We start from the raw sequence: 11,193 nt of genomic DNA, 5'->3' as shown, positions 1-11,193 counted from the left end.
TGATCTGCCGCTACATGCAGGACGGCCCGGAGGGCTGCTACGACGATCCACTGGACCGGGTCATCACGCTCTCGTCGGATCCAACGATCCGCAACTGCTGGCTGATGGTGATCCTGATGATGGGCACGGCGCTGATGCCGTTGCGTACCAACCTGATGTTCCCGGTCTACGGCGCGCTGACGCTCTGCCGGTGGCTGACCTTCAAGACCTGCCGCAAGCCGGTGTTCCCGCCGGAGATCGAGGCGGAGTGCCAGATTGATCCGGAAGATCCGTATCGACTTCCAGAGCCGCGGTTCATGGCGGAGTTCGCGAGTGACCCGGCGATCTATGCGCGCGCAATGGAGCGCCACAAGGAGCGGATGATGTGGCGTCCGGAGAACTAGGTCGCCCAGCGTGGGTCCGGGTTATCCGGGACAGCGAGGCGGATCCCTGTTCACCGACCCGCCATCCCAGCACTCATCCAGCGCCATACCGCGCCGGCGTCACCCCCATCTCGCGCTTGAACACGGCGATGAACGCACTGGGCGTGTCGTAACCCATCGACAACGCGACGCTGATCACCGAATTGCCTGCCAGCAGGTGTGGCAGCGCAAGCAGCACACGCAGTCGTTGCCGCCACTGGCTCAGCGTCATGCCGGTCTCGGCCAGCCAGTGGCGGGCCAGGCTGCGGCTGGACAGACCACTGGCGGCGGCCCAGTCCTCGATGGTGCGATTGTCATGCGGCGCACGCGCCAGCGCGGCGGCAATCCTGCGCAGGCGGCGGTCGCGGGGCTGTGGCAGGGCCAGTGGCAATGGCGTACTGCTGGCGATCTCATCGGCGATCACCCCGGCCAATCGCTCCTGCGCGGCATCCAGTGGCCGATGGGGCCATTGCAGTGCTCGTATCGTCGCAGCCTGCAGCAGCGTGCTGGGCTGGAAAATGCGCGCAGTGGCGGGCAGGCCCAGGCAGGCGTCGTCGCTGAAGTACAGGCTCCAGCCATCGAAGCGCGCGGCACTGGCCAGCGCATGTGGCAGCGAGGGCGGTATCCAGGCGACATGACCCGCAGGCAGCAGCCAGTGCAGGTCGCCCACCTCGATCCGCAACAGGCCCTGGTGCGCACCCAGCAACTGCCCACGCGCGTGCTGGTGGCGTGCGGTACGGCGTGGACCGCCCAGGCGCTGCTGCACCGCCAGCACGACCGGTCCGTGGGCGGCGTTGGCGAGCGCGAGGTCGATCAACGTGTTGTGTGACTGATTTGCCATATCAATTGGCATTTATACGGCAGAATCGCGGACGGCAACGCAGGACACTGGACGCGACCCCCGTACTGAGCGAACCATCATGCAGCCACAGGACATCCTTCCCGACCATCAGAACGACGTGCAGGTGAACGGCCTGACCGTGCGCAAGGGCAGTGTCGGGGCCTTCCTGGCCAGCGTCCGCGACTGGCAGGATCCGGCCAGCGATCCCGGCACCCGTGCCACTGCCGAAGCGGATCTGCGCGCGCTGCTGCCGGGCCTGCACGCGTTGGGCCTGTTCCAGGTACTGGTGGCGCGTGATCCAGCACTGCAGCGGCTGATCGATGGAGCGGCCTGAAACGGACAAGGCCCGGACATGCCGGGCCTTGATCCATCGTCGCCGGGCGTGGCCCGGCGCTACCTCGACCTGCCTCAGTTGTTGCCCGGCGCGAACACCAGGGTACGGCGGGTGGTGACCGGGGCGCTGACCGGCTCGAAACGCCAGCGCTTCACCGCGTTCAGGGCCTCGCGGTCGAACACGCGGCCTGGCGTCGCGCGCAGCACGCGGGCATTGGTCACCGAGCCGTCGGTGCCAACGGTGATCTCCACCAGTACTTCACCGGAGGTGCCCGAACGCAGGGCTTCGCCGGGATAGCGCGGCGCCGGGGTACTGACCGGGCGCAGGGTGGGCGCGGCAGGCGTGGCGGCCTGGCGTGCGGCCGTGGCCTGCTGGGCGGCGGCCTGCTGTTGCTTCTGCTCGGCTTCACGACGGGCGGCGGCCTGGCGCTCGGCTTCCTGGCGCTCGTTGTCGCGGCGCGCGGCATCCTGCTGGGCGGCAATCTGCTTGGCGGCGTCGGCTTCCTTGGCGCGCTGCTCGGTCAGGCGCTGCTGCTCGGTCAGCTGCTTGCTGCGGTCCTCGGCGTCCTTCTTCGCCTTCTCGGCTTCCGCTTCGGTGCGCTTGGCGGCGTTCTGCACGCCCTTGGCCAGGCCGTCCTTGAGGCGCGGCAGCGCCGGCGCGGAGGCGTCAACTTTCTCGATCAGTGCCACCAGGCGCTGCGCCTCGGTGTAGTCCTCGCGACCCAGGTGCTGTTCGGCGGCGATCAGGGTGTAGGGCAGCAGGTCGGTCAGCGCGCTCTTCACCGAGGCGTCGTCCGGAGTTTTGTCCCGCAGGGCGAGGTAGTACTCGATGGCGTTGTCGCCGGCCGGTGCGTACATGCGGTTCTCGCGCAGCGCTTGGCTGGCCGACTCGCGCAGCTGCTCGGTGCCCATCGACTGCACCTTGGCAGCGACCACCGGTGCGGCGGGTGCAGTGGCGGCAGGTGCCGTGGCGGCAGCAGGTGCCGTGGGTTCTTCCTTGCCCGAGCAGGCGGCCAGGGCCAGTGCCAGGGCAACCGGCAGCCACCGGCGCGCGGCGGTGATCGTTGAGACGTGCGACATCCTGCTCCCCTCTAGAAGACGACGTGACGTAAATCATTGATACGCATGGCCGGGACCTGCGGTCCGGGCGCGGCAGGGTGACGTTTCCCGACGCCACCGCCGGCAACGGCGAGGGTGCAATCTAGCATCCCGGCCACCGCCGCGTACAAGGGGCGGTGGCCGGGACGGGCAACGGCGTCATGCCGCTGCTGGCAACGACATCAGTGGTCGTGCGACTTGTCGTGGGGCTTGCTGTGGCTGTTGGACATGAGCTTGTCGGTCCAGGCGATGCCGATCGCCGACAGGATGAACACGCAGTGGATGATGGTCTGCCACAGCACACCGTCCGGGGTCAGGTTGGTGCACTGCGCCGCGGCGATGTTCTCGGCGGCCAGCGCCATGCGGTCCGGCGTGCAGAACGGCATGGCGCCCAGCCCACCACTGGCGATGAAGGTCTTCAGCAGGTGGATCGAGGAGATGCCGATGATCGCCATCGCCAGCTTCACCTTCAGCACGCTGGCGTTGACGTGGCTCAGCCATTCCGGCTGGTCCGGATGGCCCTCCAGGCGCAGGCGTGAAACGAAGGTCTCGTAGCCGCCCACGATCACCATCACCAGCAGGTTGGAAATCATCACCACGTCGATCAGGCCGAGCACGATCAGCATGATCTGCTGCTCGCCCATCGACGGCGAGTGCGAGATCAGGTGCCACAGTTCCTTGCCGAACAGGTAGACATAGACGCATTGCGCCACGATCAGGCCCAGGTACAGCGGCAGCTGCAGCCAGCGCGAGGCGAAGATCAGGGTGGACAGGGGGGAGAGCGGCGGTCGGTTTGCACTCATGCGGGGGATACTGCGTTTCGGGGGAGTGGCGAGGTTACTGGCCCGCCATGACGGTGCCAAGCCAACTCACGCACTAGACTTCAGGTTCCTTTCCGCACCCCGAGCCGCCGCCATGATCGACCTGTATTACTGGCCCACCCCGAACGGCCACAAAGTGACCCTGCTGTTGGAAGAAGCCGGCCTGGAGTACCGCATCCATCCGGTCAACATCGGTTCGGGCGACCAGTTCAAGCCGGAGTTCCTGGCCATCTCGCCCAACAACAAGATGCCGGCCATCGTCGACCACGCCCCGGCCGACGGGGGCCCGCCGCAGAGCGTGTTCGAGTCCGGCGCGATCCTGCTGTACCTGGCCGAGAAGACCGGCCGCTTCCTGCCCAGCGACGCGCGTGGCCGCGTCACCACCCTGGAATGGCTGTTCTGGCAGATGGCCGGGCTGGGGCCGATGAGCGGCCAGATGGGCCACTTCAACGTGTACGCGCCGGAGAAGATCCCGTATGCCATCGAGCGCTACGACAGCGAAGTGCGCCGCCTGCACGGGGTGATGGACAAGCGCCTGGCCCAGCACGCGTTCCTGGCCGGCGAGGAATACACCATCGCCGACATGGCCAGCTACCCGTGGATCGGCGCCTACGACAAGCTGCCGGTGGATTTCACCGCATTCCCGAACCTCAAGCGCTGGCATGAAGCGATTGCCGCGCGCCCGGCCACCCAGCGTGCCTATGCCCTGCGCGAGCAGGTCAACCCCAACGCTGGCAAGCCACTCAGCGACGAAGAACGCAAGCACCTGTTCGGCAAGCGTTGATCGCGCCGGGGTCGGATCCCTTTGCAGCGCAAAGGGCTCTGACCCCAGCACCGGGGCATGGGCAAAAGGTCATGCTGCCTTCCCGCACAGGCTTGGTTAGGATGGGGGACGACCGCTCCGCGTCCATCGCGGGGGCGGACCTGCCGTTTGCCGGGATCTTCCATGCGCCACCTGTTCGCTTCGCTTGCCCTCATGCTTGCCACCACAACCGCCGCCCACGCTGAAAAGCTGACCCTGGAAGCCATCACCGGCCCTCTGCCGCTGTCCGGCCCGACCTTGATGAAGCCCAAGGTGGCGCCGGACGGTTCGCAGGTCAGCTTCCTGCGCGGCAAGGACAGCGACCGCAACCAGCTGGATCTGTGGACCTATGACATCGGCAGCGGCCAGACCCGCCTGCTGGTTGATTCCAAGGTGGTGCTGCCCGGCACCGAGACCCTCAGCGACGAAGAGAAGGCCCGCCGCGAGCGCCAGCGCATCGCCGCCATGACCGGCATCGTCGATTACCAGTGGTCACCGGACGCGCAGCGCCTGCTGTTCCCGCTGGGCGGCGAGCTGTACCTGTACGACCTGAAGCAGCAGGGCCAAGCTGCCGTGCGCCAGCTGACCCACGGCGAAGGCTTTGCCACCGATGCCAAGCTGTCACCGAAGGGCGGTTTCGTCAGCTTCATCCGCGGTCGCAACCTGTGGGTGATCGATCTGGCCAGCGGCAAGCAGGTGCAGCTGACCCGAGACGGCAGCACCACCATCGGCAACGGCGTGGCCGAGTTCGTCGCCGACGAGGAAATGGACCGCCACACCGGTTACTGGTGGGCGCCGGATGATTCGGCGATCGCCTTTGCCCGCATCGACGAATCGCCGGTACCGGTGCAGAAGCGCTACGAGGTCTATGCCGATCGCACCGATGTGATCGAACAGCGTTACCCGGCCGCCGGCGATGCCAACGTGCAGGTGAAGCTCGGTGTCGTTTCGCCGGTCGAGCATGCACAGATGCAGTGGATCGACCTGGGCAAGGAGCAGGATATCTACCTGGCCCGCGTCGACTGGCGCGACCCGCAGCACCTGAGCTTCCAGCGCCAGTCGCGCGACCAGAAGCAGCTTGACCTGGTCGAAGTGAACCTCGCCGCCAACACCCAGCGCGTGCTCGTCCACGAAACCAGCCCGACCTGGGTGCCACTGCACAACAGCCTGCGTTTCCTGGAAGACGGCAGCGTGCTGTGGTCGTCCGAGCGCACCGGCTTCCAGCACCTGTACCGCATCGACAGCAAGGGCAAGGCCACCGCGCTGACCCGCGGCAACTGGCCGGTGGACGAACTGCTGGCGGTCGATGAGAAGGCTGGCAAGGCCTACTTCCGCGCCGGCATCGAGACCTCGCGCGAAAGCCAGATCTACGCGGTGTCGCTGCAGGGTGGCGAGCCGCAACGCCTGTCGAAGGCGCCGGGCATGCACAGCGCCAGCTTCGCGCGCAACGCCAGCGTCTATGTCGACAGCTGGTCCAACAGCAGCACGCCGCCGCAGATCGAACTGTTCCGCGCCAACGGTGAGAAGATCGCCACCCTGCTCGAGAACGATCTGGCCGATCCCAAGCACCCGTATGCGCGCTACCGCGATGCGCAGCGCCCGATCGAGTTCGGCACGCTCACCGCTGCTGACGGCAAGACCGCGCTGAACTACAGCCTGATCAAGCCGGCCGGTTTCGATCCGTCCAAGCGCTACCCGGTGGCGGTGTACGTGTACGGCGGTCCGGCCAGCCAGACCGTCACCGACAGCTGGCCCGGCCGCGGCGATCACCTGTTCAACCAGTACCTGGCCCAGCAGGGCTACGTGGTGTTCTCGCTGGACAACCGTGGCACCCCGCGCCGTGGCCGTGATTTCGGCGGCGCGCTGTACGGCAAGCAGGGCACGGTGGAAGTGAGCGACCAACTGCGCGGCGTGGCCTGGCTGAAGCAGCAGCCGTGGGTGGACCCGGCGCGCATCGGCGTGCAGGGCTGGTCCAATGGCGGCTACATGACGCTGATGCTGCTGGCCAAGGCCTCCGACAGCTACGCCTGTGGCGTGGCCGGCGCGCCGGTGACCGACTGGGGCCTGTACGACAGCCACTACACCGAGCGCTACATGGACCTGCCGGCGCGCAATGAAGCCGGCTACCGCGAAGCGCGCGTGCTGACCCATATCGACGGCCTGCGTTCGCCGCTGCTGCTGATCCACGGCATGGCGGACGACAACGTGCTGTTCACCAATTCGACCAGCCTGATGAGCGCGCTGCAGAAGCGTGCCCAGCCGTTCGAACTGATGACCTACCCGGGTGCCAAGCACGGCCTGTCCGGCGCGGATGCACTGCATCGCTACCGCGTCGCCGAAGCCTTCCTGGGACGTTGCCTGAAACCCTGATCCACCACCGGGAAGGAGCCCGCCGATGATCCAGCCACCGCCGATTCCCGCCCATGGCCCGCCGCGTTCCGGCTGGTGGCGCCGCCACTGGCGTTGGGCGATGCCACTGGCGGTGGTGCTGGTCATGGGCATGACCGCAGGCGTGGTGATCTGGAGCGTGCTGCGCTGGAGCGAGGCAGCGCGCGAGAGCCCACCGATGCGCGAAGCCTTGCGCCGCGCCGGCTGCAGCATCGAACTGGTGGAAGCCTTCGGTGAGCCGCTGCAGGCCGAGTCGATGCCGCTGGGCAGCATGCAGACCGCGATCAACGGCCAGCGCGATGTCGGCCTGACCGTGGCACTGGAAGGCCCGCATGCGCATGGCCGCTTGTTCGTGAAGGGCACCCGCAGCGACGACGTGTGGGATTACCCGGTCATGTACGTCCTGGCCGAAGACAAGCAGACGTTCGACCTGACGGCGCTGGACGATGACGAGGCCGCGCACGAATGCGCACTGCAGGCGTGCCGTGATCGCGGTGAATGCCCACTTGCCGCGGCGTTGTGACCTCCGGGCGCAGGCGACTGCGGGGTGTCGACTCCACGCCGGCAGGTTTCTGTGGCGTCGGCCGCACAACCCGTTCGCCATGACTTCCCGCCGATTGTCGCCATCGCCGTGAGCGCGTAGGGTGCGGGCAACCCTGTCCTGGAGTGCACCATGAAGCCGATTGCGTTGGCCGTTGCCCTGGCGCTGAGCGCCGCCCCGCTGCTGTCCGCACCGCCAGCACTGGCCGCACCTGCCACCAAGGCCGCCACCCCGGCCAACCCGGCCTGGGTCGCCCGCAGCAATGCGCTGGCGCAGATCCTGCTCGATGCCCAGGGCCCATTCCAGCCGGAAGAAACCGGCTTCTTCGGCGTGCCCGGCTACGACGACAAGGTCGCTGACCTCGGCCCCGACAACGGCAAGCGCTACCGCGCGTCGATGGCCAAGGCCCGCGACGAACTGAAGGCGAAGCTGGCGACCGAAAAGGATCCCAACGTCCGCCAGGACCTGGAGATCATGATCCACGCCGCCAACCAGAACATCGAAGGCAGCGAGCTCAGCGAGAAATACCTGCTGCCGTGGAGCGACGCGCCGCAGACGGTTTTCAGCGGCCTGAACCTGCTGCTGTCCGACCAGGTACCGGCCGAGCGCCGTGCCAAGGCGATCGATCGTCTCAAGGCCTATGCCGGCCTGCAGCCGGGCGGCACTGCCTTCACCACGCTGGCCCGCCAGCGCTATGAAGAGCGGCTGAAGGACAGCAGCCTGCTGCAGCCGACGAAGATCGAAGTGCAGCAGTCGCTGGACAACGTCGAGACCTACATCACCGGCATCGAGTCGCTGCTGAAGAAGTACCAGATCGCCGGTGCCGATGAGGCGATGAAGACGCTGGCCGGGCAGATGAAGGACTACGCCGCCTGGACGCGCACGACCGTGCTGCCGAAGGCACGTGCCGATGCACGCCTGCCGGCGCCGCTGTACGCCTACCAGCTCAAGCAGGTAGGCATCGACATCGACCCGAAGCTGTTGATGCAGCGCGCGCAGCTGGAGTTCATGGAAACCCGCTCGGCGATGCAGCAGCTGGCGCCACTGGTGGTAAAGGACAAGGGCCTGAAGGTGGCCGATCCGAGCGACCCGGTGGCGGTGATCCGCGCGCTGAAGGCCGACAAGATCGCCGACGACCAGCTGGAAGGCCATTACCGCAAGGTGATCGATGCGATCGATCCGCTGATCCGCGAGCATGCAATCGTCGACGTGCCCAAGCGCGCCATGCAGATGCGCCTGGGCTCGGCGGCCGAGAGCGCGGCCAGCCCTGCCCCGCATTTCCTGCCGGCGCCGCTGGTCAACAACACCGGGCAGCAGGGCACTTTCGTGCTGCCGCTGGGCAATCCGGCGGCGGGCCCGGGCGCACAGTACGACGACTTCAACTTCGGCGCGGCGGCGTGGACGCTGAGCGCGCACGAAGGCCGCCCCGGCCACGAGCTGCAGTTCACCGCGATGGTTGAGCGTGGTGTGTCGCTGGCACGCACCATGTTCGCGTTCAATTCGGTGAACGTGGAAGGCTGGGCACTGTATGCCGAGGCCGAGATGGTGCCCTACGAGCCGCTGGACGGGCAGATGATCGCGCTGCAGTTCCGCCTGTTGCGTGCCGCACGTGCGATGCTCGACCCGATGCTCAACCTCGGCCTGACCGACCGGGCCAATGGCGAGCGCGTGCTGATGCAGCAGGTCGGCCTGTCCAAGGCGATGGCCACGCAGGAACTGGACCGCTACATGGTGCGCATGCCGGGCCAGGCCGGCAGCTACTTCTACGGCTATACCCGCATCTTGGAACTGCGCATGCAGACCGAGCTGGCGCTGGGTGCGAAGTTCGATCGCCTGGCGTTCAACAACTTCCTGCTCGACCAGGGGCTGCTGCCGCCGGACCAGCTGGCTGAAGCAGTGCAGCAGCAGTTCGTGCCGAAGTACCAGAAAAAGTAAGCGGCAGCGCCGGGCCATGCCCGGCGAGTGCAGCGGGAAAAGCCGCCGGGCCATGCCCGGCGCTACCCACGCCGACGCGGTTGCGTCAGCGCTGCGGGGTAATCACCTGCGTCGGCAGCCGTGCCGGTGGTTCCGGGTTCGGCACCCAGATCGCCACGCCGGCGGCGCGCTTCTGCGTGGTCGGAATGCCGATGCCGACGCCACCGCCGACATGCGAGCCAAAGCTGCCCGCGCCGACCGACATGCCGACCGGCGAACCGCTGCTACCCACGCCTACCAGCACCACGCCGTTGGCACCCAGCGCCGCAGCTTCACGCTTCAGTCGCGCCACTGCGGCATCGGTCTGGCCCTGGGTACCGAAACCCACCGCAGAGGCCGCTTCCAGCTGGGCGATTTCCTGGGAGCCGGCCGGTGGTGTCGAATAGATCTGCACCAGTGCCGGATCGATCGGTGCGCGGGCGCGGCCCAGCATCACCTTGGAGGTGCTGGCACAACCGGCTGCGGCCAGCAGCATTGCCGCCAGTGCGGCCCAACGAATGTTCATGGCATCACCCCTGCAGGACTGGTTGCGATCATCGGCGGGCCACTCTGAATCGGCGCCAACATCCGGGCCGGGGCACGCACCAAGGCACGCTAGCACGGCCCCGGTGACAGCCTTGCCAATGGCAGTAGGCGGCAGCGGCGGGAACGTCTATGGTTGAGCCCAGGAACCAACGGCAGGAGAGCGGCATGGGTGTGATCAGTCTGTTGTGGGGCGTACTGGCGCTGTTGTGGATGATCCTGGCGCTGATTCCGCTGCTGGGCTGGGGCAACTGGTTCCTGATCCCGTTCGCCGCCGTCGGCGCGGTGATTGCCGCGCTGGGCATCCTGTTCACCCATCCGAGCAAGCGTGGCCGGGCCTGGGCCGGGCTGGTCCTGAACGGCATCGTGGTGGTGGTCGGCATCCTGCGTCTTGGCCTGGGCGGCGGCGTGATCTGAGCCCGGAACCGGGTGCGACAGGGCGTCGCAGGCACACGGCCCCGGACCGGGCAGGGGGGTACAATGCATGGCTGCGCGAGCCCCCCGCGTGCCTGTGAATCCGCGCCCGGCGCGGCTGCCCGATGATCATCCGACCCCGTCCCCACGGCTGGCAACTGCTGTACATCCTGCGCGGCTCGATCGTCAAAGCGATCGCGCCGAAGGTGCTGGCCATCCTGATCCTGTCCATCGCGGTGGCCGCGGTGGTGGAACTGGCGCCGCCGACCGGCATCGAGCGCGTCTCGGTGACCCCGTTCACTCTGCTTGGGCTGGTCCTGTCGATCTTCCTCAGCTTCCGCAACAGCGCCTGCTACGACCGCTGGTGGGAAGGCCGAAAGCTGTGGGGCCAGCTGGTCTACGAGTCGCGTTCGCTGGCCCGCCAGGTCCACCTCCTGTTGGCCGATGACGAAGGCCCTCGCCGTCGCATTGCCTACCTCACTACGGCCTTCGCCCACGCGCTGGCAGCGCGCCTGCGCGGGCGAATCGTCGCCCTGGCGGCATTGCCGTGGCTGGACAAGCCACAGCGCGAACAGCTGGGCCAGCGCGAGAACGTGGCCGATGCGCTGCTGGCGATGATCGCCGCCGAGCTGGCCCAGCCGCTGCGTAGCGGCGCGCTCAACCCGATCCTGTACGCCCAGCTGGAAGAGCGCCTGCACGCGATGTCGTCGATCCAGGCCGGCTGCGAGCGCATCCTCACCACCCCGCTGCCATTCGCCTACACCCTGCTGCTGCACCGCTGCGCGTGGATGTTCTGCGTGCTGCTGCCGTTCGGCCTGGCCAGTTCGCTGGGCTGGGGCACGCCGGTGCTGTCGGCGGTGCTGGCCTACGCCTTCTTCGGCCTGGACCAGCTGGGCGAAGAAATGGAAGACCCGTTCGGCCTGGAGCCGAACGACCTGCCGCTGGACGCGCTGGTGCGCACGATCGAGATCGACCAGCTCGACGCGCTCGGCGAACGCCCTTTGCCCGAACCCCTGCTGCCGCAGGGTTACCTGTTGCAATAGCCACTCCTCGGAGCT

Annotated in this window: 11 protein-coding genes and 1 pseudogene; 8 read left to right on the top strand and 4 right to left on the bottom strand. The window is 67.4% G+C overall.

Translation table 11 applies throughout. The features are described from left to right. Positions 1–383: pseudogene (locus QZ853_RS07255) on the top strand (hypothetical protein); the annotation flags it as partial. 73 nt (positions 384–456) lie between these two features. Here the strand turns inward: QZ853_RS07255 and QZ853_RS07250 are convergent. Beyond that, positions 457–1,242, bottom strand: coding sequence for a helix-turn-helix transcriptional regulator (locus QZ853_RS07250; protein WP_295571650.1), 786 nt, complete (start codon positions 1,240–1,242; stop codon positions 457–459). Between the two features lie 79 nt (positions 1,243–1,321). On the opposite strand from QZ853_RS07250, the gene QZ853_RS07245 reads away from it, so the two are divergent. Continuing rightward, the gene (locus tag QZ853_RS07245) at positions 1,322–1,576 is read left to right on the top strand and encodes a hypothetical protein (RefSeq protein WP_295571649.1); all 255 of its coding nucleotides are present in this window, start codon (positions 1,322–1,324) and stop codon (positions 1,574–1,576) included. 74 nt (positions 1,577–1,650) lie between these two features. Here QZ853_RS07245 and QZ853_RS07240 read toward each other — a convergent pair whose 3' ends face one another. Further along, a complete protein-coding gene (locus QZ853_RS07240; protein WP_295571647.1) occupies positions 1,651–2,655 on the bottom strand; it encodes an energy transducer TonB in 1,005 nt (334 codons plus the stop codon). Positions 2,656–2,855: 200 nt separating this feature from the next. Next, the gene (locus QZ853_RS07235; protein ID WP_295571646.1) at positions 2,856–3,476 is read right to left on the bottom strand and encodes a TIGR00645 family protein; all 621 of its coding nucleotides are present in this window, start codon (positions 3,474–3,476) and stop codon (positions 2,856–2,858) included. Positions 3,477–3,588: 112 nt separating this feature from the next. Here QZ853_RS07235 and QZ853_RS07230 point away from each other — a divergent pair, with 112 nt between their 5' ends. The 4 genes from QZ853_RS07230 (at position 3,589) to QZ853_RS07215 (ending at position 9,160) form a co-directional block, all read left to right on the top strand. Further along, positions 3,589–4,278, top strand: coding sequence for a glutathione binding-like protein (locus QZ853_RS07230; protein WP_295571645.1), 690 nt, complete (start codon positions 3,589–3,591; stop codon positions 4,276–4,278). Between the two features lie 162 nt (positions 4,279–4,440). Further along, complete coding sequence (locus QZ853_RS07225) at positions 4,441–6,666, top strand: S9 family peptidase (RefSeq protein WP_295571644.1); 2,226 nt, start codon at positions 4,441–4,443, stop codon at positions 6,664–6,666. Between the two features lie 25 nt (positions 6,667–6,691). Next, positions 6,692–7,207, top strand: coding sequence for a cytochrome c oxidase assembly factor Coa1 family protein (locus tag QZ853_RS07220; protein ID WP_295571642.1), 516 nt, complete (start codon positions 6,692–6,694; stop codon positions 7,205–7,207). A 150-nt stretch (positions 7,208–7,357) separates the two neighbouring features. Further along, entirely contained in the window at positions 7,358–9,160 is a 1,803-nt protein-coding gene (locus QZ853_RS07215) for a DUF885 domain-containing protein (RefSeq protein ID WP_295571640.1), read from the top strand. Between the two features lie 85 nt (positions 9,161–9,245). On the opposite strand, the gene QZ853_RS07210 is transcribed toward QZ853_RS07215, so the two are convergent. Further along, a complete protein-coding gene (locus tag QZ853_RS07210) occupies positions 9,246–9,704 on the bottom strand; it encodes a hypothetical protein (protein ID WP_295571639.1) in 459 nt (152 codons plus the stop codon). Positions 9,705–9,889: 185 nt separating this feature from the next. Between QZ853_RS07210 and QZ853_RS07205 the strand changes: the two genes are divergently transcribed. Together QZ853_RS07205 and QZ853_RS07200 are read left to right on the top strand one after the other, a co-directional pair. Beyond that, positions 9,890–10,138, top strand: a complete 249-nt coding sequence (locus QZ853_RS07205; RefSeq protein WP_006475755.1) for a hypothetical protein — start codon at positions 9,890–9,892, stop codon at positions 10,136–10,138. A 122-nt stretch (positions 10,139–10,260) separates the two neighbouring features. Then, complete coding sequence (locus tag QZ853_RS07200) at positions 10,261–11,178, top strand: bestrophin family ion channel (protein WP_295571638.1); 918 nt, start codon at positions 10,261–10,263, stop codon at positions 11,176–11,178. The last annotated feature ends 15 nt before the right edge of the window (positions 11,179–11,193 follow it).

The organism is uncultured Stenotrophomonas sp., assembly GCF_913778665.1.
GTDB lineage: Bacteria > Pseudomonadota > Gammaproteobacteria > Xanthomonadales > Xanthomonadaceae > Stenotrophomonas.
The sequence above is the reverse complement of the archived record's forward strand: the minus strand, read 5'-3'. Positions and strand labels throughout refer to the sequence as shown.

What these genes read in the sequence shown, in the direction of transcription:
- QZ853_RS07235 (WP_295571646.1), bottom strand. Translation starts at nt 3,476, where the DNA reads ATGAGTGCAAACCGACCGCCGCTCTCCCCCCTGTCCACCCTGATCTTC.
- QZ853_RS07225 (WP_295571644.1), top strand. Translation starts at nt 4,441, where the DNA reads ATGCGCCACCTGTTCGCTTCGCTTGCCCTCATGCTTGCCACCACAACC.
- QZ853_RS07205 (WP_006475755.1), top strand. Translation starts at nt 9,890, where the DNA reads ATGGGTGTGATCAGTCTGTTGTGGGGCGTACTGGCGCTGTTGTGGATG.
- QZ853_RS07245 (WP_295571649.1), top strand. Translation starts at nt 1,322, where the DNA reads ATGCAGCCACAGGACATCCTTCCCGACCATCAGAACGACGTGCAGGTG.
- QZ853_RS07220 (WP_295571642.1), top strand. Translation starts at nt 6,692, where the DNA reads ATGATCCAGCCACCGCCGATTCCCGCCCATGGCCCGCCGCGTTCCGGC.
- QZ853_RS07210 (WP_295571639.1), bottom strand. Translation starts at nt 9,704, where the DNA reads ATGAACATTCGTTGGGCCGCACTGGCGGCAATGCTGCTGGCCGCAGCC.
- QZ853_RS07230 (WP_295571645.1), top strand. Translation starts at nt 3,589, where the DNA reads ATGATCGACCTGTATTACTGGCCCACCCCGAACGGCCACAAAGTGACC.
- QZ853_RS07250 (WP_295571650.1), bottom strand. Translation starts at nt 1,242, where the DNA reads ATGGCAAATCAGTCACACAACACGTTGATCGACCTCGCGCTCGCCAAC.
- QZ853_RS07200 (WP_295571638.1), top strand. Translation starts at nt 10,261, where the DNA reads ATGATCATCCGACCCCGTCCCCACGGCTGGCAACTGCTGTACATCCTG.
- QZ853_RS07215 (WP_295571640.1), top strand. Translation starts at nt 7,358, where the DNA reads ATGAAGCCGATTGCGTTGGCCGTTGCCCTGGCGCTGAGCGCCGCCCCG.
- QZ853_RS07240 (WP_295571647.1), bottom strand. Translation starts at nt 2,655, where the DNA reads ATGTCGCACGTCTCAACGATCACCGCCGCGCGCCGGTGGCTGCCGGTT.